Origin of the sequence: Microbacterium festucae (genome assembly GCF_025421715.1) — a bacterium.
Classification (GTDB): Bacteria; Actinomycetota; Actinomycetes; order Actinomycetales; family Microbacteriaceae; genus Microbacterium; species Microbacterium festucae.
On the sequence record NZ_JAOEFC010000002.1, the window covers coordinates 714054 to 737132 of the forward strand.

Sequence of the window (23079 nt, forward strand, 5' to 3'; positions counted from 1 at the left end):
CAGACGCGCGTCAGACGTTGAAGCGGAACTCCACGACGTCGCCGTCCTGCATCACGTAGTCCTTGCCCTCGAGGCGCGCCTTGCCCTTGGCGCGGGCCTCGGCGACCGAGCCGGTCTCGACCAGGTCGGCGAACGAGATGACCTCGGCCTTGATGAAGCCCTTCTCGAAGTCGGTGTGGATGACCCCCGCGGCCTGCGGCGCCTTCCACCCCTTCCCGATGGTCCACGCGCGCGACTCCTTGGGGCCGGCGGTGAGGTAGGTCTGCAGGCCCAGCGTGTCGAACCCGATGCGGGCGAGCTGGTCGAGGCCCGACTCGTCCTGACCCGTCGACGCCAGCAGCTCCGCGGCGTCTTCGGGGTCGAGGTCGATGAGCTCCGACTCGATCTTCGCGTCGAGGAACACCGCCTGCGCGGGCGCCACGAGGGCGGCCAGCTCCGCCTTGCGCGCGGCATCCGTCAGCACCGCCTCGTCGACGTTGAAGACGAAGATGAAGGGCTTGGCGGTCAGCAGACCGAGCTCCTTGATGGGCGCGAGGTCGATCTTCGAGGCCGACAGCAGGATGCCGCGCTCGAGGGCGTCCTTGGCGGCGGCTGCCGTCTCGAGCACCGACGGATCGAGCTTCTTGCCGCGCACCTCCTTCTCGAAGCGCGTGATCGCCTTCTCGAGGGTCTGCAGGTCGGCCAGCTGCAGCTCGGCGTTGATCGTCTCCATGTCGTTCTGCGGGTTCACCGCACCCTCGACGTGCACGACGTCGTCGTCGGCGAAGCCGCGCACGACCTGCGCGATGGCGTCGGCCTCTCGGATGTTCGCGAGGAACTGGTTGCCCAGCCCCTCTCCTTCACTGGCGCCGCGCACGATGCCGGCGATGTCGACGAACGACACCGCGGCGGGCAGGATCCGCTCGGAGTGGAAGATGTCGGCCAGCGTCTGCAGACGCGGGTCGGGAAGGTTCACCACACCCACGTTCGGCTCGATCGTCGCGAACGGGTAGTTCGCCGCGAGCACCTGGTTCTTGGTCAGGGCGTTGAAGAGGGTCGACTTGCCGACGTTCGGGAGTCCGACGATTCCGATGGTGAGAGCCACGGGATACCAGTCTACGTGGCGCGCCCCCTCGCGCCGACGGGCACCTGTCCCGCCGAGGCCGACGGGAAGAGTTTCGGCCGCCCTCGGCGCGTCCGACCGCCCGAGGTCGGACCCTCGCGCGAAAGTGGAGTCGTGCCCCTGGACTTCACCGCGATCGACTTCGAGACGGCGAACTCCTCCAGCGCCTCCGCCTGCGCCGTGGGACTCGCCCGCGTCCGCGACGGACGGGTGGTCGCCTCGCAGGGCTGGCTCATCCAGCCGCCTCCCGGCCACGACCGCTTCTTCGAGCTGAACGTCGGCATCCACGGCATCCAGGAAAGCGACGTCCTCGACGCGCTCGGGTGGAGCGCGCAGCTGCCCGAGCTCACCGCGTTCCTCGGCGACGACGTGCTCGTCGCCCACAACGCCGGCTTCGACATGCGGGTGCTGCGGGCGGCATGCGAGGCCACCGGCGACCTGTGCCCGCCCTACCGCTACGTGTGCAGCCTGCAGGTGGCGCGCAAGACCTACGACCTCGCCTCGTACCGGCTGCCGATCGCCGCCGCCGCGGCCGGGCACCTCGACTTCGCGCACCACGAGGCCACCGCCGACGCGCTGGCCTGCGCGCAGATCATGATCGACGCCGCCGCCCGCGCGGGCGCCACCGACATCGTCGAGCTCGCGATGCTGCTGGGGCTGCGCGTGCCGCAGATCCCCGCGCCGGTCGCCGCGCCGCTGGCCGCCACCGCCTGACGCCGCGCCGCGGCATCCGGGCGCGTCGCCGCGCCATGTCGGAGGCCCTCGGCATGCTGTTCACATGGATGCCGTCACCACCGCCAGCCTGGCCGTCGCCTTTCTGCTCGTCGGCCTGCTCGCCGGCTGGTTCGCCGGCTCTGCCCGCGCGGCCGCTCGCGCCGCCGACGCCCGCACGGGGCTGACCGCGCGCCTCGCCGCGGCTGAGGCCGGCGCCGATGCGCTCACCGCCCAGCTCGAGCAGCAGCGCGTGCTCACCCGCGAGCTCGGGGCCCAGGCGCGCGCCGACCAGATCGCCCAGCACGAGCGCGAACGGCGCGAGCAGCAGGTGCTGCGGGCCCTCGCGCCGGTGCACGAGTCGCTGCAGGCGATGCAGCAGAAGGTCGACGAGCTCGAGCGCGACCGGCACACCCAGTACGGGTCGCTGGCCGAGCAGCTGCGCCGCTCGCACGAGTCGGGTGAGGCCCTGCGCGCCACCACCGAGTCGCTGGCGGGGGCCCTGCGGTCCACGTCGGCGCGCGGGATGTGGGGCGAGACCCAGCTGCGCCGCATCGTCGAGTCGGCGGGGCTCACCCGCTACGTCGACTTCGAGACGCAGACGGCCATCTCATCGGATGCCGGGGCGGGCCGCCCCGACCTCATCGTGCGCCTCCCCGGCGACAAGGCCCTCGCGGTCGACGCGAAGGTGCCGCTGGATGCCTACCTCGAGGCCGCCGAGATCCCGCTCACCGCGCAGGGCGCCGAGGCCGCGCGCCGCCGCCACCTCCTCGACAAGCACGTCAAGGCCGTGCGCGCGCACGTGGACGCGCTCGCCAAGAAGGCCTACTGGGCGGGGCTGTCGTCGAGCCCCGAGTTCGTCGTCTGCTTCATCCCGAGCGAGTCGCTGCTGGCCGCCGCGCTCGAAGAAGACCCGGCGCTGCTCGACTACGCCTTCGGCCGCAGGGTGGCGCTGGCCTCCCCCGTCAACCTCTGGGCGGTGCTCAAGACCGTGGCCTACACCTGGACCCAGCAGGACGTCAGCGATGAGGCCCGGCGCCTGTTCGACCTGGGCAACGAGCTCTACCAGCGGCTGGGCACGCTCGCCTCGCACACCGACGACCTGCGGCGTGCGATCGAGCGCACCGTCGACAGCTACAACCGGTTCGCGGGAGCCCTGGAGTCGCGCGTTCTCGTCAGTGCGCGCAAGTTCCCCGGCATCGACGAGACCAAGCTCGACGCCACGGCCACCCCGGCCGCGATCGACAAGACGCCGCGACGGTTGACGGCGCCCGAGCTGACCGAGGCGCTGGTGACCGACGACGACCTGCGCGCCGACGTGGGCGAGCTGCGCGGGCGTCTCGAACCCTGACGGGCCGATCGACTCCCGCGCACGTGCGGCGTCAGAACGGGCGCGGCCTCAGAACGGGAAGAGGTTCAGCAGGCCGATGACGCCCACCGAGATGACGAGGAACGAGCCGATCATCCACCACGGGCTCATGCGGTGACCATCCGGCATCCGGCGTCGCAGCAGCACGTCGGGACGGCGCGCCGGGTCGATCGGGACGGTGATCTTGCCGGTGGCGGGACGGGCGCCGCCGGCGCCTTGCGATGCTGTGGACATAACTCCCCCGGGTCGTTGAACGGCGATCGTGTCGCCGGTGACACCGGGGCCTATTGTGCCAGAGCCCACCTGTGAGGCGCCCTCCCGACCCGCCGGGCGGCCCTCAACCGATGATCACAGCCACTTCGACGTGAGGTGCTCCGAGGTGATGCGCCGGAGCGTTCCCGAGGCGCCGCGCAGCACGACGCTCTCGGTGATGAGGTAGTCGGGGCCCATGCGGCGCACCCCGCCGACGAGCTCGCCGTTGGTGACGCCGGTGGCCACGAAGATCGTGTTCTTCCCCTTGACCAGGTCGTCGGCCTCGTAGACGTAGTCGTCGAGGCGGAGGCCGGCATCGACGCCCTTCTGCTTCTCGTCGTCGTCGCGGGGCCACAGGCGCCCCTGGATGTGCCCGCCGAGCGCCTTGATGGCGCACGCGGTGACGATGCCTTCCGGGCTGCCGCCGATGCCGATGCACATGTCGGTGCGGGCGTTGTAGCGGGCCGCGTTGATGCCGCCGGCGACGTCGCCGTCGCTCATGAGGCGGGTGCCGGCGCCGGCTTCGCGGATCTCCTCGATGAGCCGTGCGTGCCGCGGACGGTTCAGCACCGAGACGACCAGCTCGTCGACGGGCTTGTCGAGCGCCTTCGCGAGCCGGCGGATGTTCTCGCCGACGGGCAGGCGGATGTCGACGACGCCCACCCCGGCGGGGCCCGTGACGATCTTGTCCATGTAGAACACGCTCGACGCGTCGAGCATCGTGCCGCGGTCCGACACCGCGAGCACCGACAGGGCGTTGTTGCGTCCCTCGGCGGTGAGGGTCGTGCCGTCGATCGGGTCGACGGCGATGTCGCACTGCGGGCCGCGCCCGGTGCCGACGTGCTCGCCGTTGAACAGCATCGGCGCGTTGTCCTTCTCGCCCTCGCCGATCACGATCACGCCGTCGAACGCGACGGTCGACAGGAAGGCGCGCATCGCGTCGACGGCGGCGCCGTCGGCGAGCTCTTTCTGGCCGCGCCCGATGAACGGCACCGAGCGGATCGCGGCCGCCTCGGTCGCCCGCACCAGCTCGAGGGCGAGGTTGCGGTCGGGGTGGAGGGGGCTCATGTCGGCAGTCAGACTCACCATGCTCCCGAGACTACGGCGAACCCGGCAGGCATCCGCGGTTTTCTCGCGCGGCGCCGGCGAAGGAATCCGATTTCTTTCGGTGCGGGTAAGTCACCGCAGGATGCCGCGGCGCCGCGCCTCGGAGACGGCGGCGGTGCGCGAGCTGACGCCGAGCTTGGTGAAGATGTGCGCGAGGTGCGACTTGACCGTGGTCTCACTGACGAACAGGTCGGCCGCCGCCTCGGTGTTGGACCGGCCGGTGGCCACGAGGTCGAGCACCTCGATCTCGCGGGCGCTGAGGCTCGCCTGCGGGGCGCGCATGCGGTCGAGCAGTCGCGAGGCGATCACCGGGGCCAGCGCACTCTCCCCCGCCGCCGCCGCACGGACGGCCGCGATGAGCTCGTGGGGCGGGGCGTCCTTCAGCAGATAGCCGCTGGCGCCGGCCTCGACGGCGCCGAGGATGTCGGCATCCGAGTCGTAGTTCGTGAGGATCAGCACGTAGGGGGCGGCATCGAGCGCACGGATGCGCCGCGTCGCCTCGGCGCCGCCGATCACGGCACTGCCGAACTGCAGGTCCATCAGCACGACGTCGGGGTTCTCGCGGCGGGTGGCCGTGAGCGCGTCGTCGGGCGTGGCCGCCTCGGCCACCACCTCGATGTCCGGTTCCGGCGCGAACAGCGCGGCGATACCGGCCCGGACGATGGGGTGGTCGTCGGCGACGATGAGCCGGATCATACGAGCGCCACCGCCTCGAGGTCGATGCGCAGGGTCGTGCCGCGCCCCGGCGCGGAGACGACGGTCATCACCCCGCCGAGCTGGGCCACGCGCTCGCGTGCCGCCTGCAGGCCGAAGGAGTCCGACGTGTCGCGCGCCACCAGGGCATCCGGGTCGAAGCCGACGCCGTCGTCGCCGATGGTGAACTCCAGCCCCCCGTCGCCGACGGCGAGCGTGATCGTCGCCGTCGTCGCGTGGGCGTGCTGGATGACGTTCGCCACCGCCCCCTGCGCGATGCGCAGCAGGGCGGTCTGCACGTGCATCGGCAGATCCACGGCATCCGACACCCGCACGGCGACCTCCAGTCCCTGCGCCCGCCACTGCCCGCCCGCAAGGCGCCGCAGCGCCCCGCCGAGCCCGCGGTCTTCGAGGTCGGGCGGCGTCAGCTCGCGGATGAACCGCCGCGCGTCGGCGAGGTTCGCCGCGGCCGTCTCCCGAGCGAGGCGGATGTGCTCGATGCCCGGCCGGTCGGGGTCGGCGCGCTCGGCGGCGTGCAGCAGCATCTGGATGCTCGACAGCCCCTGCGCCACCGTGTCGTGGATCTCGCGGGCCAGCCGGGCGCGCTCGGCGAGCACACCCGACTCGTGCTCGGTCGCGGCGAGCCTGTCGCGGGTGGCGAGCAGCTCCTGCATGAGGGCCTCGCGCGCCTGCGCCTCGCGGGACAGCGCCTGGTATCCGAGCCCGATGAGAAGGGCGACCCCCGCCCCCACGACAGGTCCGACGACGCCGCCGACCGTCCAGCCGGCGTGCACGCCGAGCGCGACCACCGCGATCGCCGTGGCGACGACGATCGCGATCGGCCCGCCCACGCGGCCGAGCAGATGCAGATAGAGGAAGAAGAGCGGGAAGACGAGGTAGGCCGCGTCGGGGGTGAGCCAGACGAGCACGACCCACTCGAGGCTGAGCACCGCGAGCCACAGATACACCCACCCGTGACTCACCCGCCGGTCGCCGCCGGCGCCCTCTCGCCGCCCGCTCGCCCCGGGCACGGCGGCGCCCGCGCCGTAGGTGGCCAGCAGCAGCACCGCCACCACGATCACGGCGGCGCTCGACGGGGTCGGCACGATGATCGCGCGCACGATCACAAGGATCGTCAGGGCGACCAGCACCGCGTGCAGCCCGGTGCGCAGGCCCACGAAGACGGGCGTGAGCGGGGTGTGGGCCATGGCCTGAATCGTACGCGCCGAGGTGGCGCTGTCATCGTCCGAAAGGACGACTCGAGGCCCCTCCTCGCGGTCGCCCGCGGCCGTGCCCGCGGCCGATGTCGCGGGCGGCGCCGCGCGGAAGAGTGAAGAGGGTCACCACTGCGGTGACGGGAAAGGACATCCATGTTCGTCGCTGTGCGCGACCTGCGCTTCGCCCGAGGTCGCTTCATCCTCATCGGATCGGTCGTCGCGCTGATCACGGTTCTCGTCGGCTTCCTCAGCGGCCTCACCGGCGGCCTCGCCACGCAGAACGTGTCGGGTGTGCTGGCCCTGCCCGGCGACCGGCTGGTGTTCTCGGAGCCCACCACGGGCACCGGGGTGAGCTTCGCCGACTCGGCCCTCACCCCGGCGCAGGAATCGGCCTGGCAGGATGCCAGCGGCGTCACCGCGGTGCAGCCGATCGGCATCAGCCAGACCCGCGCCGAGGCCGGCGACACCCGCATCGCCATCGCGATCTTCGGGATGCAGCCGGGCGCCGACGCCGACGCGCCCGTCGCCGACGGCTCGCTGACGCTGTCCACCCCCGCGGCATCCGACCTCGGCGTCGGCCTCGGCGACACCGTGCGCATCGCGGGCACCGACTACACCGTGGCGGGGATCGCCGGCGACGACTGGTACAGCCACACTCCCGTTGTGCGGATGACCCTCGCCGACTGGCAGTCGTACTCGGCCGCCACCGGCTCGCCCGACGCGTTCGCCACGGTGCTCGCCGTCTCGGGCGCGCCCGACTGGGCCGGCGCCGACGATGCGGCGCAGACCGTCTCGCAGACCCCGCTCGGCTCACTCACCGCGCTCAGCGCCTTCCGCTCCGAGATCGGCTCGCTGCTGCTGATGGTCGCCCTGCTGTTCGGCATCTCGGGCCTCGTGATCGGCGCGTTCTTCACGGTGTGGACCATGCAGCGCAAGGGCGATGTCGCGGTGCTGAAGGCCCTCGGCGCGAGCACCCGCTCGCTTGTTCGCGACGCACTCGGGCAGGCGCTGATCGTCCTCGCCGCCGGCATCGGGGCGGGACTGGTCGTCGTCGTCGTCCTCGGCGCCCTCGCCGGCTCGGCGCTGCCCTTCCTGCTGAGCCCCCTCACCACCCTTCTGCCGGGCGCGATCATGGTCGCGCTGGGCCTGGCCGGAGCGGCCTTCGCGCTGCGCTCCGTCACCTCCGCCGACCCCCTCACCGCCCTCGGGAGCAACCGATGATCCGCCTCGAACACCTCACCCTCACCTTCCCCGACGGCGACCGTCGCCTGACGGCCGTCGACGACGTCTCGCTCACGGCGCATGCGGGCACCGTCACCGGCATCACCGGCCCGAGCGGCTCGGGCAAATCGAGCCTGCTCGCCGTGGCCGCCACCCTCATCCGCCCCGACGCGGGGCGCGTCATGATCGACGACACCGACGTGACCGCACTGTCGGCGACCGAGGCCGCCCGGCTCCGGCGCGACGAGATCGGCATCGTCTTCCAGCAGCCGAATCTGCTGCCCGCCCTGACCGCCCGCGAGCAGCTGAGCGTCATGAACGAACTCGGCGCGAAGGGCAGCCGCGGCCGGCGCCGCGCCACCGCCGCCCGCGCCGACGAACTGCTGGATGCCGTGGGGCTCGCCGGCCACGGCGACAAGCGCCCCCACCAGCTGTCGGGCGGGCAGCGTCAGCGCGTCAACATCGCCCGGGCCCTCATGAACGACCCCAGTGTGCTGCTGGTCGACGAGCCGACGAGTGCGCTCGACCAGGAACGCGGGGCCCGCATCATCGAGCTCATCCTCCGACTCACGGCCGAGCTCGACACCGCCACGCTTCTCGTGACCCACGACCTCGTCCACCTGCCGCGCATGCATGCCGTCGTCACCCTCGTCGACGGCGCCCTGTCCGAGCGCGCACTCGCGGCGGCCCCGGCGTGAGCAGACCGGCGAGCGGCGGCATCCGGTCGTTTTGCCCGGTGGCCGTCCCTCGCCGGCACAGCGCCCTTCGCTAGAGTGGCCGGTGGAGACATCCGCAGACCTGAGGAGTGGAAATGCCCGTCGCAACCCCTGAGCAGTACGCCGAGATGCTGGACAAGGCGAAGGCGGGCGGGTACGCGTTCCCCGCCATCAACGCCGCCAGCTCGCAGTCGATCAACTCGATCCTGCAGGGCCTCACCGAAGCCGGCTCGGACGGCATCATCCAGGTCACCACCGGTGGCGCCGACTATTTCGCCGGCCACACGGTCAAGGGCCGCGCCACCGGCGCCATCGCCTTCGCGAAGTTCGCCACCGAGGTCGCCAAGAACTACCCGATCACGGTCGCCCTCCACACCGACCACTGCCCCAAGCCCGCCCTCGACGACTTCGTGCTGCCGCTCATCGCGGCATCCGAGGAAGAGGTCAAGGCCGGCCGCAACCCGCTGTTCAACTCGCACATGTGGGACGGCTCGGCCGTGCCGCTCGACGAGAACATCGAGATCGCCAAGGAGCTCCTCCCCCGCATCAAGAACATCAACGCGATCCTCGAGGTCGAGATCGGTGTCGTCGGCGGCGAGGAGGACGGCGTCAAGCACGAGGGCTCGAACGAGGCGCTCTACACCACGACCGCCGACGTCTCGAAGTTCGTCGACGCCCTCGGCCTCGGTGAGAACGGCCGCTACATCGCCGCCCTCACCTTCGGCAACGTGCACGGCGTGTACAAGCCCGGCAACGTGAAGCTGCGCCCCGAGCTGCTCGGCGAGATCCAGGCCGGCATCGCCGAGAAGTTCGGCACCGACGCGAAGCCGCTCGACCTCGTCTTCCACGGCGGCAGCGGCTCGACCTCGGAAGAGATCGCGCTGGCCGTGAAGAACGGCGTCGTCAAGATGAACATCGACACCGACACCCAGTACGCCTTCACGCGTTCGGTCGCCGGCTTCATGTTCGCCAACTACGACGGCGTGCTGAAGGTCGACGGCGAGGTGGGCAACAAGAAGGCCTACGACCCGCGCGCCTGGGGCAAGGTCGCCGAGACCGCCATGGCCGCCCGCGTCGTCGAGGCGACGCAGCAGCTCGGCTCGACGGGCCACTCGATCAGCATCTGATCCGATACTCCCCGCGAACGCCCCGGCCCCGTGCCGGGGCGTTCGTGCGTCCGGCCCCGGGCCGCGCCGGCTCGGCTCGGGGCGGCCACCGGCGCATAATGCAGGCAGAATCGGGTCGGCGGGGAGCCGCAGGGCCTCCGGCCGCCGGATCTGCCTGAGTTATGCGACTTGGCCGCGTGTGTCGAGGTCGACACCCGACGGACGGCGAGGTCGCAGCGGCTCGCGCCGCGAGCCCGGAGGGGGCGACCCGCGCGGCGGCCACCGGCGCATAACTCAGGCGGAACCCGCCCCACGGGCCGCTGCGCGGCACCGGAGGGCGCAAACAGCCTGAGTTATGCGACCTGGCCCGTCCCGAGCGCAGCGAGTCCGGCGGGGGTCAGGCGGGGGCGCGGTAGACGTCGAGGATCGTCGGGGCGTCGTCGGCACGGTGGGTGACGACGATCTCGTCGCCGGCGGCGATACGGCCGGTCTGCACGACGCGCAGGTACGGTCCGAGGCGGCGGGCGTCGGAGAAGCGCCGCACCCATCCGCGCTGCTCGTCGCCCCCGACCCAGCGGGCGAAGGTCTGGCACGGGGTGCGGGGCATGGTGACCTCGACCTCGACGCGGTCGCCGATGCGCCACCGCTCGCCGATGCGGGCGGCGTTGACGTCGATGCCCTCGGTGCGCAGGTTCTCTCCGAAGAAGCCCGGCTGCAGGCTGCGGCCCAGCTCGCCCTCCCAGAAGCGGGCGTCTTCGTCGGCGTAGGCGTAGAGGGCCTTGTCGAGGCCGCCGTGGTGCTTGCGGTCGGCCTGCACGTCGGCGTAGACGCCGTAGGCGCCGACCTTCACGGCGCCGTCGACAGCGCGCTTGTCGATCGCGGTGATGCCGACGGTGCCGGCATCGGGCAGCAGCTGACGCACCGCGCACACGGCCAACAGGCGCGCCATCACCGGCCCATGATCCCGGCGACGAGGGCGGGGTCGCCCATGATCGGCACCGTGAGGCAGAGGCTCACGAGCAGGAACGACAGCACGGCGCCGACCAGCGGTATCCACCAGGCACGGTGGCCGCGCGAGATCACGCGCCAGCAGATGAGCGTGGTGAGCAGCCACCCGACGGCGAAGACGAACGCCGCGATGCGGCCCCAGAGCACGCCCTGGTCGTAGTTGGTGAACTCCGCGTCGATGCCCGCCATCTGCATCCAGGTGTCGGCGAAGCCGGCGACGTCGAGCAGCTGCGGAATGGTCGTGACGACGGTCCACAGGCCGTAGACGAGCAGCGCGATGGTGACGAAACGGTCGGTGCGGCGCACGGTGGCGGCGCGCACGGCAGGATCCACCGGAGCGCCCGGCACCCGCGGCGCACCCGCACCACCCGCACCACCCGCACCGCGTCCGCCGACCCCGCTCGGCGCGGTGGGCGGCGGGGCGCCGACCGGGACCGGCGCCGAGGTGACCACGGGCGCGGCCTCGGCCGCGGGCTCCGGTTCGGGCAGCGTGCCGCCGCCGCGCAGGATGCTCTCCCGCTGCTGCTCCGGCGTCGCGTACTCGCCGTACTGCGGCGCCGGGCGCGGCCCCGCACCGGACGTCGAAGCGGCCGCCGAACCCGAAGAAGTCCCGGGCTCCGCAGCCCCCGACCCCGCCGGCGTGCTCACGGGCGCCCGCTCACGCGGCCGCCGAGGGCGCGCTCGTCGCGGCGACCGCCGGCATCCTGACGCAGTTCCTTCGGCAACGAGAACATGAGGTCCTCCTCGGCGGTGCGCACCTGCTGCACGTCGGCGTAACCGGCGCCGGCGAGCTCGTCGAGCACCTCCTGCACGAGCACCTCGGGCACCGAGGCGCCGCTGGTGACACCGATGGTCGCCGCACCCGCGATCCACTCCTGCTGGATCTCGTGGGCGTAGTCGATGCGGTAGGCGCGCTCCGCGCCGTATTCGAGGGCGACCTCGACCAGGCGCACGCTGTTGGACGAGTTCGCCGAGCCCACGACGATCACCACGTCGGCGTCAGCGGCGACCTTCTTGATGGCGACCTGCCGGTTCTGCGTCGCGTAGCAGATGTCATCGGACGGCGGATCGTTGAGCTGGGGGAAGCGCTCGCGCAGCCGGCGCACCGTCTCCATGGTCTCGTCGACCGACAGGGTGGTCTGCGAGAGCCACACCACCTTCGAGGGGTCCTTCACCACGACGCGGTCGGCGTCGTCGGGCGAGTTGACCACTGTCACGTGGTCGGGAGCCTCACCGGCGGTGCCTTCGACCTCTTCGTGGCCGTCGTGCCCGATCAGCAGGATCTCGAAGTCATCGCGGGCGAAGCGCACCGCCTCGCGGTGCACCTTGGTCACCAGCGGGCAGGTCGCGTCGATCGCGTGCAGGCCGCGGTCGGATGCCGCGGTGACGACGGCCGGCGACACCCCGTGCGCGCTGAAGACGACGTGCGCGCCCTCGGGCACCTCGTCGACCTCGTCGACGAAGATCGCTCCGGCACGCTCGAGTTCGGTGACGACGTGGATGTTGTGCACGATCTGCTTGCGCACGTAGACGGGGGCGCCGTAGCGCTCGAGCGCCTTCTCGACCGCGATGACGGCCCGGTCGACGCCGGCGCAGTAGCCCCGGGGGGCTGCCAGCAGCACGCGCTTGGGTCCCGAGACCGGGATATCCTGTAGCCGCCCGCGCGGCCCCGGAACATGGGGCACGGGAAGACGGACGGCGGTTGCACTCACGCCTCGAGTCTACGAGCACGGCCTGGATGCGGGCCGGAAGGGACGCATGACTTCGTTCGAGCCTGCACCGGGCCAGACGCCGCCGCCGGATGCCGTGCACCCGCGCGACTCGTCGCCGGAGGCCCCCACCTCGGTGTCCCGTCTGAACGAGACGATCCGCGATTTCATCCAGCGCTGGAACAGCGTGTGGGTCGACGGCGAGATCACCGCGTGGAACCTGCGCGGCGGTCACGTGTTCGGACGCCTGAAAGACGCGGACGGCGCCGCCTCGCTGAGCTTCAAGCTGTGGGCCTCGACGCTGCAGCGCCTGCCCGAGCCGCTCAAGGTCGGCGACCGCGTGGTCGCGTGCATCAAGGCCGACTTCTTCGTCAAGACCGGCGAGTTCTCGTTCACGGCATCCGCCATGCGCCCCACCGGCATCGGCGACCAGCTGGAGCGCCTGGAGCGCCTGCGGGCGACGCTGCGCGCCGAGGGGCTGTTCGACGCGTCGCGCAAGAAGCCGATCCCGTTCCTGCCGCACGTGGTGGGCCTCATCACCGGTGAGCGCAGCGACGCCGAGAAGGATGTGCACCGCAACGCCGAGCTGCGCTGGCCCGAGGTGCGCTTCCGCACCGTGCACGCGGCCGTGCAGGGTGAGCGCTGCGTGCCCGAGACGCTCGCGGCGCTGGCCGCCCTCGACGCCGACCCCGAGGTCGACGTCATCGTCATCGCCCGCGGCGGCGGCGACCCGCAGACCCTCCTGGGCTTCTCGGACGAGCGGCTCGTGCGCGCGGTGGCCGCCGCGACCACGCCGATCGTCTCGGCCATCGGTCATGAGAACGACCACCCGCTGCTCGACGACGTGGCCGACCTGCGCGCGTCGACCCCGACCGATGCCGCCAAGAAGGTCGTGCCCGACGTGGCCGAACAGCGCGCCCTCGTGCAGCAGCTGCGCAGCCGTGCCCGCACCCGCATGACCCAGCGCGTGTCGACCGAGCTGCACCACCTCGAGCAGGTGCGCTCGCGCCCGGTGCTGCGCGACCCGGAGTCGCTGCTGACCGGCCGTGCCCAAGAGGTCTGGACCCTCGCCTCGCGCGGCCGCGAGGTGATGACCCGCCGCCTGGATGCCGCGGGCCGCACCACCGCCGAGCTGCGGGCCTCGCTGCGTGCGCTCTCCCCCGGCGCGACCCTCGCCCGCGGCTACGCGATCGCCCACATCGGCGACGGCGTGATCGTGCGCGACGCCGCCCAGGCACCCGCCGGCACCCCGCTCACGGTGACCGTGGCCCGCGGCTCGATCGCCGCTCTTTCGGAGGGGGAGGTCGCGGAAGCCGAGTGAGCGCCGCACCTAGGATGGATGACATGACCAGCGACGCCGATCCCGACGTCCAGACCCTGTCGTTCGAGCAGGCCCGCGACGAGCTGATGCGCGTCGTCGCCGAACTCGAGCAGGGCGCACCGACCCTCGAGCACTCGCTCGAGCTGTGGACGCGCGGCGAGGCCCTCGCGGCCCGCTGCGAGCAGTGGCTGCTCGGCGCCAAGCGCCGCCTCGACGACGCGCGCCCCGGCGCCGCGGAGGCGTGATGTCCGCCAAGGAACCCCGCATCGTCGCCGAGCTCGGCCGCCCCGAGACCCCCGACGAGACCGCGGCGCGCAAGGCCGAGTCGTCGCGGGTGCACCGCGCGAGCCAGAACACGCGCAACCTCATCGCCGCCCTGCTGGTGACCGTCGCCGTCGTCGCCGTCATCTACTTCGGCGTCCCCCGCGGCACCCCGCCCGAGCCCGAGCCCGTCGACGTGTCATCCTCGGCCGCCGCCGCGGAGGACTCGCTCGGCCGCACCGTGATCGTCCCCGAGGCGCCGGCCGAGTGGCGGGCCAACTCTGCCCGCGTCGAAGACGGCGTGTGGCGGGTCGTATACGCCCCGGCATCCGGATTCGTGCGCATCGCGCAGGGCTTCGACGAGGCCGACACCTGGGTCAGCGGCGAGCTCGGCGGCCTCGCGCCCACCGACTCGACCACGATCGACGGCATCACGTGGGACGTCTACGACATGACCCGCTCGTCGCGCGACGACAACCTCACCTACGCCCTGGCCACGACCGCCGGCGATGACACCGTGCTCATCTACGGCGACCTGACCGCCGAGACCGCCGAGAAGGCAGCCACCGGTCTGACCGACCAGATCCGAGCCCTGCAGGAGGAGCAGCAATGACCGACACCCTGACGCCGCAGCAGGTCTGGGACGAGATGCGCGCCGGCAACGAGCGCTTCATCACCGGAGCCCCGCAGCACCCGCACCAGGACGTCGACCGTCGCCACGAGCTCGCCTCCGGACAGACCCCGCACACCGCGCTGTTCGGCTGCGCCGATTCGCGTCTGGCGGCCGAGATCATCTTCGACCAGGGCCTGGGCGACCTGTTCGTCGTGCGCAACGCCGGGCAGGTCAACTCCGACTCGGTCGTGGGCAGCCTCGAGTACGCCGTCGCCGTGCTGGGCGTGCCGCTGATCGTCGTGCTCGGTCACGACGCCTGCGGCGCCGTCGCCGCGGCGATCGACTCGACCTCGCTCGACGCGCCCACCCTGCCCCCGCACATCTGGCACCAGATCGCCCCGATCGTGCCCGCCGTGCGCCGCGTGCTGCGCGCCACCCCCGGCGCCACCGCCGAAGACGTCGACGCCGAGCGCGTCGGCCGCGAGCACCTGCGCGACACCGTCGCCGAGCTCGTGCACTCGTCGGAGGTCATCAGCCAGGCCATCGCCGAAGGCCGGCTGGCCATCGTCGGCGCGAACTACCGACTCGCCGAGGGCGCCGCGGTGCCCGACGTGGTCGTCGGCGACGTGACCCTCTGAACTCCGGCGCGCTGACGCACCGGCATCCGCACCCCCACCCATCACGAGGAAACAAGGACGTGACCCTATGACCGACGCCGAATACCGCATCGAGCACGACACGATGGGCGAGGTGCGCGTTCCGAAGGACGCGCTGTACGCCGCGCAGACCCAGCGCGCCGTCGAGAACTTCCCGATCTCGGGCTCGGGGCTGGAGTCGACGCAGATAGCCGCCCTCGCGCGCATCAAGAAGGCCGCCGCGCTGGCCAACAAGCAGCTCGGCACCCTCGACGGCGCCATCGCGGATGCCATCGCCGCCGCCGCCGATGACGTGATCACCGGCGCCTACGACGCGCACTTCCCGGTCGACACCTACCAGACCGGCTCGGGCACCAGCTCGAACATGAACATGAACGAGGTGCTCGCCGCCCTCGCCACGCGCAAGCTGGGCGCGCCGGTGCACCCCAACGACCACGTCAACGCGTCGCAGTCGTCGAACGACGTGTTCCCGACGTCGGTGCACATCGCCGTCACCCAGGCGCTCATCGACGACCTCATCCCCGCCCTCGACCACCTGGCCGTCGCCCTCGAGGCCAAAGCCGAGCTGTGGAAGGACGCGGTCAAGTCGGGTCGCACGCACCTCATGGATGCCACGCCCGTCACCCTCGGCCAGGAGTTCGGCGGCTACGCGCGCCAGATCCGCCTCGGCGTCGAGCGCGTGCAGGCCGTGCTCCCCCGCGTCGGCGAGGTGCCGCTGGGCGGCACGGCCGTCGGCACCGGCATCAACACCCCGCTCGGCTTCCCGCAGAAGGTCATCGAGATCCTGCAGGCCGAGACCGAGCTGCCGATCACCGAGGCCAAGGACCACTTCGAGGCCCAGGCCAACCGCGACGGTCTCGTCGAGACGTCGGGGGCACTGCGCACCATCGCCGTCTCCCTCACCAAGATCAACAACGACATCCGCTGGATGGGATCGGGACCCAACACGGGGCTCGGCGAACTGCACATTCCCGACCTGCAGCCGGGCTCGTCGATCATGCCGGGCAAGGTCAACCCGGTCGTGCCCGAAGCGACCCTCATGGTCTGCGCACGCGTGATCGGCAACGACGCGACCGTCGCATGGGCCGGCGCCTCGGGCTCGTTCGAGCTCAACGTCGCCATCCCGGTGATGGGCACGGCCCTGCTCGAGTCGATCCGCCTCCTCTCCAACGCGATGCGGGTGCTCGCCGACAAGACGATCGACGGCCTCGAGGCCAACCTCGAGCGCACCGCCGCCTACGCCGGCATGTCGCCGTCGATCGTGACGCCGCTGAACAAGCTGATCGGCTACGAGGCGGCCGCCAAGATCGCCAAGCACTCGGTCGCCAAGGGCATCACGGTGCGCGAGGCGGTCATCGATCTGGGCTACATCGAGCGAGGCGAGCTGACCGAGCAGCAGCTCGACGAGAAACTCGATCTCCTGTCGATGACCCACGCGGGTTGATAATCGGAGCGTGAACCGCTCGTCGCCGTCCCGATCGCGCCGCGCCCGCACCCTGGCGCTGCTCGTCGCGGTCGCGGCGATCGGGTTCGCCGTGGCGGCGCTCGGCGTGCTGCTGGTGCACGTGCTCACCGACCAGCCGCTGCCCTGGGTGGCGGTCGTCGTCTACGCGGTGGTCGCGGTCGTCACGGTGGCCGTGATCGCCGTCGCGGGGTGGGCGGTGCTGCCGCCGGATCCCATGGAGGGGCTCCCCGCCGACTCGGCCGAGACCGCGTTCGATGTGCAGCGGCGCCTGCTCGACGACGTGCGGCACGAGCTGAAGACCCCGATCACGATCGTGCGCGGACACCTCGAGGTCATGGACCCCCACGACCCCGAAGACGCCGCCGCGATCCGTGACATCGGCCTGGCCGAGCTCGACCGCATGACGCGGCTCATCGGCGACATCGACCTGCTCGCCGCCGTCGAGACCGACAAGTTCAGCTTCGCCGAGGTCGACCTGGCCGGCCTCACCCAGCGGGTCGGCGAGCTCGTCGCCGTCATCCCCGGGCACGAGTGGAGCATCGAGCACACCGCGGATGCCGTTGTGCGCGGCGACGCGGACCGCCTGCTGCAGGCGTGGCTCCAGCTCGCCGACAACGCCGCCAAGTACACCCCCGCCGGTTCCCCCATCCAGCTCGGCAGCGCCGTGCACGCCGCGGGCGCGCAGCTGTGGGTGCGCGATCACGGTCCCGGCATCCCTCCCGCCATGCGCCACCGCATCTTCCGTCGCTTCGACCGCGGCGCCGGCAAGCGCACCGTGGGCGGCTCGGGGCTGGGGCTGGCGATCGTCGACACCATCGCCAAAGCCCACCGCGGGCACTGCGCCATCGGCGACACCCCGGGAGGCGGGGCCACGTTCACCATTGAGATCCCCATCGGCACGCGCGCGGAGCTTCCCTCCCCGGTGCGCGCCGGCGACGTGCTGTTGCAGCGAGAGGCCACCGGATGACCCGCATACTCGTCGTCGACGACGAACCCCACATCGTCTCCCTCGTCACCCGAGGACTCCACTCCGAGGGCTACGAGACCGCGGTCGCCGAAGACGGCGCCGAGGCCCTCGAGCGCGGTCTGGAAGACGACATCGACCTGATCGTGCTCGATGTGGGACTGCCCAGCATGGACGGCTTCGAGGTGCTGCGCACTTTGCGCGCCCGCGGCAGCGCGGTGCCGGTGATCATGCTCACCGCCCGCAGCGGCACCACCGACACCATCGAGGGCCTCGACGCCGGCGCGAGCGACTACATGCCCAAGCCGTTCGCCGTCGCCGAGCTCCTCGCCCGGGTGCGCTCGCGGCTGCGCGAGCGGGGCGCCGCGCCGGTCACCCTCACCCGCGGACCGGTCAGCCTCGACGTGCTCGGGCGCCGCGCCAGCGTCGACGGCCGCGACGTCGACCTCTCGGCCCGTGAGTTCGCCCTCGCCGAGCAGTTCCTCCGCCACCCCGGACAGGTGCTCACCCGCGACGTGCTCCTCAGCCGCGTGTGGGGCCTCGACTTCGACCCCGGCTCCAACGTCGTCGACGTCTACGTGCGCTACCTGCGCGCCAAGCTCGGCGCCGACAACATCACCACCGTCCGGGGCGAGGGCTACCGCTGGGAGTAGGCGGGGCCGGGCGACGGCGTTTGAGGGTCTGCCTCTCGGTCCGTGTGGCGCTCGCGGGTGCCGGGCTGGCGGTATCTGGGGGTCGGTCGCCTGGGTCGTGTGATCGTCGCGGGCGCCGGCGGGCGGCATCCGGGGGTCCGAGCCTTGGTCGTGTGATCGTCGCGGGCGCCGGCGGGCGGCATCCGGGGGTCCGAGCCTTGGTCGTGTGATCGCCGCGGGCGTTGGCGGGCGGCATCCGGGGGTCGGCAGCTCAGTCGTGCGACGCGCGGGGGCGCCGGCGGGCGGCATCCGGGGGTCTGCCGCCGACTCTCAAAGCACCGCGGGCGGATGGCGAGTCCCGCAATCGGCGGGTGGGACGGCTGGTCTCCCGCACTTCGGGGGACCCCAGCGCGCACCATGTCCCGCAAACCGCGGGTGCGGCGCGCAATACCCGCAGATAGCGGGACGCGCTCGGCGGTGGCGTCCCATATTCGGCGAGTTCCGACTCCCGCACCCGCCAGGTGCGGGACATGGTCCCGGGCCCGTCCCGCGAACGGCGGATGCCATCGCTCGGGCATCACCCGGAGCCCGCGCGCACATTCCGTAACGCACCTCGCGACCGTGTTCCGCAATCGGCGACTCTTGGCCGCGGCATCCGCAGACTGCGGGACGCATCCCGCCAGCAGGTCCCGCAATCTGCGGGTGCGGAGACTCCCACCCGCACTCTGCGCGACGCGCCCCGACACCACGTCCCGCATTCGGCGGGTGCAGGCTCCCACACCCGCACATCGCGGGACATGCTCCGGAGGCAGGTCGCGCAATCAGCAAGCAAGAGACCCCACTCACACATCACGGGACGCGCCCCGAAGCCGGGTCCCATAACTGGCCAGTACGGAGCCTCCCCCGCACACATTGCGGGACGCACCCCGAGTGCAGGTCTCGCATTCAGCGGGTGCAAGACCCACCACCCACACATCACGGGACACCACCCGAGTGCAGGTCTCGCATTCAGCGGGTCCACACCCCACCACCCACGCATCGCGGGACGCACCCCCACCGCACGTCCCGCAACCACCGGGCGCCCGCCCCACCACCCGCACACTGCGGGACACGGCACGAGCCCGCGTCACACGACGCGCGCGGATGCCGTCGGCCGCACACCGCGCACGCCCGCGCGGCGGGGACACCGACCACCGGCATCCCCGCCGCGCAAGCAACCCCAAGCGCGCCCCGACTAGCTGAGTTCGCCGGCCTCCAGGAGTTCGGTGACGAGGGCGGCGATGGCCGAGCGCTCCGAGCGCTGGAGGGTCACGTGGCCGAAGAGGCCGTGCCCCTTCAGCGTCTCGATCACCGAGGCGACGCCGTCGTGGCGGCCGACGCGCAGGTTGTCGCGCTGGCCGACGTCGTGGGTGAGCACGACGCGCGAGTTCTGTCCCATGCGGCTGAGCACCGTGAGCAGCACGTTGCGCTCCAGCGACTGCGCCTCGTCGACGATCACGAAGGCGTCGTGCAGCGAACGTCCGCGGATGTGGGTGAGCGGCAGCACCTCGAGCATGCCGCGGGCGACGACCTCTTCGAGGACGTTGCCCGAGACCACCGATCCGAGGGTGTCGAAGACCGCCTGGCCCCAGGGGCCCATCTTCTCGGACTGGTCACCGGGAAGGTAGCCGAGCTCCTGCCCGCCGACGGCGAACAGTGGGCGGAAGACGATGATCTTCTTCTGCTGCTGTCGTTCGAGCACCGCTTCCAGTCCCGCGCACAGGGCGAGGGCCGACTTGCCGGTGCCCGCGCGTCCGCCCAGCGACACGATGCCCACCTCGGGGTCGAGCAGCAGGTCGATGGCGATGCGCTGCTCGGCGGAGCGTCCGTGCAGGCCGAACACGTCGCGGTCGCCGCGCACGAGGCGGTACGCGCCGTCGCCGGTGACCCGGCCGAGCGCCGAGCCCCGCTCGGAGTGGATGACCAGCCCGGTGTTGACCGGCAGTCCGCGCACGGGCTCGCCGGTGGCGACCTCGCTCTCGTACAGGTCGCTGATCTCGTCGCCCGACACGTGGATATCGGCGATGCCGGTCCAGCCGCTGTCGACGGCCTGCTCGGCGAGGTACTCCTCCGCCGGGATGCCGAGGGAGGCTGCCTTCACGCGCATGGGCAGGTCCTTGGAGACGACCGTCACCTCCTGGCCCTCCTGGGCCAGGTGCATCGCGACCGACAGGATGCGGGTGTCGTTGTCGCCCAGCCGCATGCCGGCCGGCAGCACGCTCGGGTCGGTGTTGGTGAGTTCGACGCGCAGGGTACCGCCCTCCCCCACCGGGACGGGGAAGTCGAGGCGACCGTGCTCGACGCGGAGCTCGTCGAGGTGGCGCAGGGCCTGGCGGGCGAAGTAGCCGATCTCCGGGTCGTGACGCTTCCCCTCGAGCTCGGTGATCACCACCACGGGGACGACGACCGAGTGCTCGGCGAACCGGAAGAACGCCCGCGGATCGCTCAGCAGGACCGAGGTGTCCAGCACGTAGGTGCGGAGGTCCTGGTCGAGGTGCTGCAGATCCGCGGCGGCCTGGCCGTCCGCTCCGACGTGACGCTGGTGCTGTGCTGCTCGTGTGGTCACAACCCACTCCCGCCCCGGGTGGGAACCCACCCGGCAGTCTCGAGTCGACCGTGGGCCACGAGTCAGTGGACGGCCGACTCGACCGGGCGCTTTGCCCGATGGGGCCAAGCTACGACTCCGGGGCGTCGGCATTCGCAATCGACACGCCGCGAGACGTGTCGGACGCGTTAACTCTCGATGACCCCGCGGGGCTCGTCGGCCGGTCCCGTCTCGATGATGGTCGGGCCGTCACCGGCCGCACCGCCGTCGAAGATCGATCCGCCGTCGAAGATCGAGGCGCCGTCGCCGGTGGCCTCCACCGCACCGACCGGCTCGCCCAGGGCCCGGGCGCCGGCCGCCTCGGCGAGGGCGTCGCCCAGCAGGTGCAGGGTGTCGGCGGCGGTGCCCGCGTGCGCGCTCAGGCGGATGACGCCGCCGCGCGCGGTGGCGGTGACGCCGTGGTTGGCCAGGGCCGCGGCGATCACGCCGGCATCCTGCGCCGACGGCAGCAGCGAGACGATGCCGGCGTGGGCATCGCGCGGGGTCAGCACCGGCACGTCGTACCGGTCGGCGAGGGCGAAGATGTGGCGGGCGCGGTCGGCTACCTCGGCCGCGACGGCGGGCACACCCACGTCGCGCAGCTCCTGCAGCGACGAGGCCAGGCGCGCGACGGCCAGGGTGTCTTCACCGGTGACGACGAACGCCTCGGCGCCGGGGTGGGCGGGGCCCACGCCGGTGGATCCCGGCTCGGCCAGGGCGCCGCGGAAGCCCGACAGCACGGGGCGCAGCCGCTCGCGCGCGGCGGCCGAGAAGCGGGCGAAGCCGGTGCCGCGGCCCGACCGCAGCCACTTGTAGCCGTTGCCGCAGACGACATCGGCCGCGTCGTAGTCGGCGTCGACGACGCCGAAGCCCTGCACGGCGTCGACGATGAGCAGGCGGTCGCCGATGACGTCGCGGATCGCGCCGAGGTCGGCGAGGTAGCCGGTGCGGTAGTCGACGAGGCTCAGCGCGACGGCGGTCGTCTCGTCGGTGAGCTGGTCGCGGACGGCATCCGGGGTCACGAAGCCGAGCCCGTCGGCGGTCTCGAGTTGGCACACCCGCATGGTGCCCAACGCCTCTTGCGCCCGGTGGGCGGCCACGGTGAGGGCGGGGAACTCCAGCGGCGAGAGCAGCAGCTCGCCGCTGAGGCCGTAGACGGCCTGCATCAGCCCGTAGGTGGTGGACGGCTGGAAGGTGACCTCGTCGGTCGGGCAGTCCAGCAGCTCGGCGAGCAGCCCGCGGGCCTCGTCGCTGTGGCCGGCGACCAGGTCGATGCCCGATCCGCGGCCCGAACCCAGAAGCTCGGCGTCGGCGTGCACCTCGTCGCGCACCGCCGGGGAGAGCGGACCGAAGGCCGCCCAGTCGAGATAGCCGGGTTCGGCGTCGAATGAATCGAGGTACGACTCCAGTGCGCTCACGTACTCCATTGTCTCACGCGCCTCGGCAGCAGCCTCCGGCGATACCTCCGTCGAAAACCCCGGGCGCCGCGCGGCGGGTCAGCTGCCGTAGCGCCGGTCGCGCGTGGCGTAGTCGCGGATCGCCCGCAGGAAGTCGACCTCGCGCAGGTCGGGTCCGAGCGCCTCGACGAAGTAGAACTCGCTGTGCGCCGACTGCCAGAGCAGGAAGTCGCTGAGCCGCTGCTCGCCCGAGGTGCGGATGACGAGGTCGGGGTCGGCCTGTCCGCCGGTGTAGAGGTGCTCGCCGATCTGCTCGGGGGTGAGGCTGGCGGCGAGGTCTTCGAGCGAATTCCCCTGCCCCTGATGCTGGGCGATGATGCTGCGCACGGCGTCGACGATCTCGCCGCGGCCGCCGTAGCCGACAGCCAGGTTCACGTGCAGCCCGGTGTTGCCGGCGGTGCGCTCCTCGGCGGTGCGCAGCACGCGGGCGAGCTCCGGCGGAAGCAGTTCGGCGCGGCCGACGTGCTTCACCCGCCAGCCCGGCTCGTGCGACAGAGCCTCGGCCAGCTCGGCGATGATCTCGATGAGGTCGGCGAGCTCTTCGCTGTCGCGCTTGGTGAGGTTGTCGGTGGACAGCAGATACAGCGACACCACGGCGATGCCGAGCTCGTCGCACCACCGCAGGAACTCGCGCATCTTGGCCGCGCCGGCGCGGTGTCCCTCGGCCACCGACGGGTACCCCGCCTGCCGGGCCCAGCGGCGGTTGCCGTCGATCATCATGGCCACGTGGTGCGGCACGGTCTCGGGCGTCAGGCGCCTCTTGAGCCGCGAACTGTAGAGACGATAGAGAACGCCCCTGCCTTCGGCGGATCCGCGCGCTGTCACTCCCCTACGCTATCGCGCCGCCCGCTCACGCGTATGTGTGCGGGCGCATAC

23 protein-coding genes are annotated in these 23079 nt (G+C 72.0%); 12 read left to right on the forward strand and 11 right to left on the reverse strand.

Going from position 1 to position 23079, the window contains the following annotated elements:
* Positions 1–10: 10 nt before the first annotated feature.
* Positions 11–1084 (reverse strand): redox-regulated ATPase YchF, encoded by a 1074-nt coding sequence (ychF, locus tag N3K63_RS09515; RefSeq protein ID WP_261579905.1) that lies wholly within the window; start codon positions 1082–1084, stop codon positions 11–13.
* Positions 1085–1216: 132 nt separating this feature from the next.
* Here ychF and N3K63_RS09520 point away from each other — a divergent pair, with 132 nt between their 5' ends.
* Together N3K63_RS09520 and N3K63_RS09525 are read left to right on the forward strand one after the other, a co-directional pair.
* Positions 1217–1816 carry an exonuclease domain-containing protein gene (locus N3K63_RS09520; RefSeq protein WP_261579906.1) on the forward strand — a complete coding sequence of 200 codons (600 nt, stop codon included), beginning with the start codon at positions 1217–1219 and terminating at the stop codon, positions 1814–1816.
* 64 nt (positions 1817–1880) lie between these two features.
* A complete protein-coding gene (locus N3K63_RS09525; protein ID WP_261579907.1) occupies positions 1881–3164 on the forward strand; it encodes a DNA recombination protein RmuC in 1284 nt (427 codons plus the stop codon).
* Between the two features lie 48 nt (positions 3165–3212).
* Here N3K63_RS09525 and N3K63_RS09530 read toward each other — a convergent pair whose 3' ends face one another.
* From N3K63_RS09530 to N3K63_RS09545, 4 genes are all read right to left on the reverse strand, one after another.
* On the reverse strand, positions 3213–3416 hold the full coding sequence (locus tag N3K63_RS09530) for a UDP-N-acetylmuramyl pentapeptide phosphotransferase (protein WP_261579908.1): 204 nt from the start codon (positions 3414–3416) through the stop codon (positions 3213–3215).
* Between the two features lie 114 nt (positions 3417–3530).
* A complete protein-coding gene (gene glpX, locus N3K63_RS09535; protein ID WP_261579909.1) occupies positions 3531–4523 on the reverse strand; it encodes a class II fructose-bisphosphatase in 993 nt (330 codons plus the stop codon).
* Between the two features lie 90 nt (positions 4524–4613).
* Positions 4614–5237: a response regulator transcription factor gene (locus tag N3K63_RS09540; RefSeq protein WP_261579910.1), complete on the reverse strand. Its 624-nt coding sequence runs from the start codon at positions 5235–5237 to the stop codon at positions 4614–4616.
* Complete coding sequence (locus N3K63_RS09545) at positions 5234–6442, reverse strand: sensor histidine kinase (protein WP_261579911.1); 1209 nt, start codon at positions 6440–6442, stop codon at positions 5234–5236. Before N3K63_RS09545 ends, N3K63_RS09540 begins: the two co-directional genes overlap by 4 nt.
* Before the next feature lie 162 nt (positions 6443–6604).
* Here N3K63_RS09545 and N3K63_RS09550 point away from each other — a divergent pair, with 162 nt between their 5' ends.
* The 3 genes from N3K63_RS09550 (at position 6605) to fbaA (ending at position 9515) form a co-directional block, all read left to right on the forward strand.
* Positions 6605–7672: an ABC transporter permease gene (locus N3K63_RS09550; RefSeq protein WP_261579912.1), complete on the forward strand. Its 1068-nt coding sequence runs from the start codon at positions 6605–6607 to the stop codon at positions 7670–7672.
* A complete protein-coding gene (locus N3K63_RS09555; protein WP_261579913.1) occupies positions 7669–8370 on the forward strand; it encodes an ABC transporter ATP-binding protein in 702 nt (233 codons plus the stop codon). Before N3K63_RS09550 ends, N3K63_RS09555 begins: the two co-directional genes overlap by 4 nt.
* A gap of 113 nt (positions 8371–8483) precedes the next feature.
* On the forward strand, positions 8484–9515 hold the full coding sequence (gene fbaA, locus N3K63_RS09560) for a class II fructose-bisphosphate aldolase (RefSeq protein ID WP_261579914.1): 1032 nt from the start codon (positions 8484–8486) through the stop codon (positions 9513–9515).
* A 376-nt stretch (positions 9516–9891) separates the two neighbouring features.
* Here fbaA and N3K63_RS09565 read toward each other — a convergent pair whose 3' ends face one another.
* From N3K63_RS09565 to N3K63_RS09575, 3 genes are read right to left on the reverse strand one after another with little or no spacing between them, the layout of a single operon-like run.
* Positions 9892–10443 (reverse strand): MOSC domain-containing protein, encoded by a 552-nt coding sequence (locus N3K63_RS09565; RefSeq protein WP_261579915.1) that lies wholly within the window; start codon positions 10441–10443, stop codon positions 9892–9894.
* Entirely contained in the window at positions 10443–11150 is a 708-nt protein-coding gene (locus N3K63_RS09570) for a DUF6264 family protein (protein WP_261579916.1), read from the reverse strand. The genes N3K63_RS09565 and N3K63_RS09570 overlap by 1 nt, the downstream gene beginning before the upstream one ends.
* Positions 11147–12187: a 4-hydroxy-3-methylbut-2-enyl diphosphate reductase gene (locus tag N3K63_RS09575; RefSeq protein WP_315943088.1), complete on the reverse strand. Its 1041-nt coding sequence runs from the start codon at positions 12185–12187 to the stop codon at positions 11147–11149. Before N3K63_RS09575 ends, N3K63_RS09570 begins: the two co-directional genes overlap by 4 nt.
* 73 nt (positions 12188–12260) lie before the next feature.
* Between N3K63_RS09575 and xseA the strand changes: the two genes are divergently transcribed.
* The 7 genes from xseA (at position 12261) to N3K63_RS09610 (ending at position 18144) form a co-directional block, all read left to right on the forward strand.
* A complete protein-coding gene (xseA, locus tag N3K63_RS09580; protein ID WP_261579918.1) occupies positions 12261–13532 on the forward strand; it encodes an exodeoxyribonuclease VII large subunit in 1272 nt (423 codons plus the stop codon).
* Between the two features lie 23 nt (positions 13533–13555).
* Entirely contained in the window at positions 13556–13777 is a 222-nt protein-coding gene (locus N3K63_RS09585; protein ID WP_261579919.1) for an exodeoxyribonuclease VII small subunit, read from the forward strand.
* Positions 13777–14406 carry a DUF4245 domain-containing protein gene (locus tag N3K63_RS09590; protein WP_261579920.1) on the forward strand — a complete coding sequence of 210 codons (630 nt, stop codon included), beginning with the start codon at positions 13777–13779 and terminating at the stop codon, positions 14404–14406. The genes N3K63_RS09585 and N3K63_RS09590 overlap by 1 nt, the downstream gene beginning before the upstream one ends.
* Positions 14403–15044, forward strand: a complete 642-nt coding sequence (locus N3K63_RS09595; protein ID WP_261579921.1) for a carbonic anhydrase — start codon at positions 14403–14405, stop codon at positions 15042–15044. Before N3K63_RS09590 ends, N3K63_RS09595 begins: the two co-directional genes overlap by 4 nt.
* 67 nt (positions 15045–15111) lie before the next feature.
* On the forward strand, positions 15112–16506 hold the full coding sequence (locus N3K63_RS09600) for a class II fumarate hydratase (protein ID WP_261579922.1): 1395 nt from the start codon (positions 15112–15114) through the stop codon (positions 16504–16506).
* Between the two features lie 10 nt (positions 16507–16516).
* On the forward strand, positions 16517–17494 hold the full coding sequence (locus tag N3K63_RS09605) for a sensor histidine kinase (RefSeq protein WP_261579923.1): 978 nt from the start codon (positions 16517–16519) through the stop codon (positions 17492–17494).
* Complete coding sequence (locus tag N3K63_RS09610; RefSeq protein WP_261579924.1) at positions 17491–18144, forward strand: response regulator transcription factor; 654 nt, start codon at positions 17491–17493, stop codon at positions 18142–18144. Before N3K63_RS09605 ends, N3K63_RS09610 begins: the two co-directional genes overlap by 4 nt.
* Positions 18145–19357: 1213 nt before the next feature.
* Here N3K63_RS09610 and N3K63_RS09615 read toward each other — a convergent pair.
* From N3K63_RS09615 to N3K63_RS09625, 3 genes are all read right to left on the reverse strand, one after another.
* Positions 19358–20728 carry a PhoH family protein gene (locus N3K63_RS09615; RefSeq protein ID WP_390895143.1) on the reverse strand — a complete coding sequence of 457 codons (1371 nt, stop codon included), beginning with the start codon at positions 20726–20728 and terminating at the stop codon, positions 19358–19360.
* A 167-nt stretch (positions 20729–20895) separates the two neighbouring features.
* The gene (locus N3K63_RS09620) at positions 20896–22164 is read right to left on the reverse strand and encodes an aminotransferase class V-fold PLP-dependent enzyme (protein WP_390895145.1); all 1269 of its coding nucleotides are present in this window, start codon (positions 22162–22164) and stop codon (positions 20896–20898) included.
* A gap of 78 nt (positions 22165–22242) precedes the next feature.
* Positions 22243–23028: an isoprenyl transferase gene (locus tag N3K63_RS09625; protein WP_261579926.1), complete on the reverse strand. Its 786-nt coding sequence runs from the start codon at positions 23026–23028 to the stop codon at positions 22243–22245.
* Between the last annotated feature and the right edge of the window lie 51 nt (positions 23029–23079).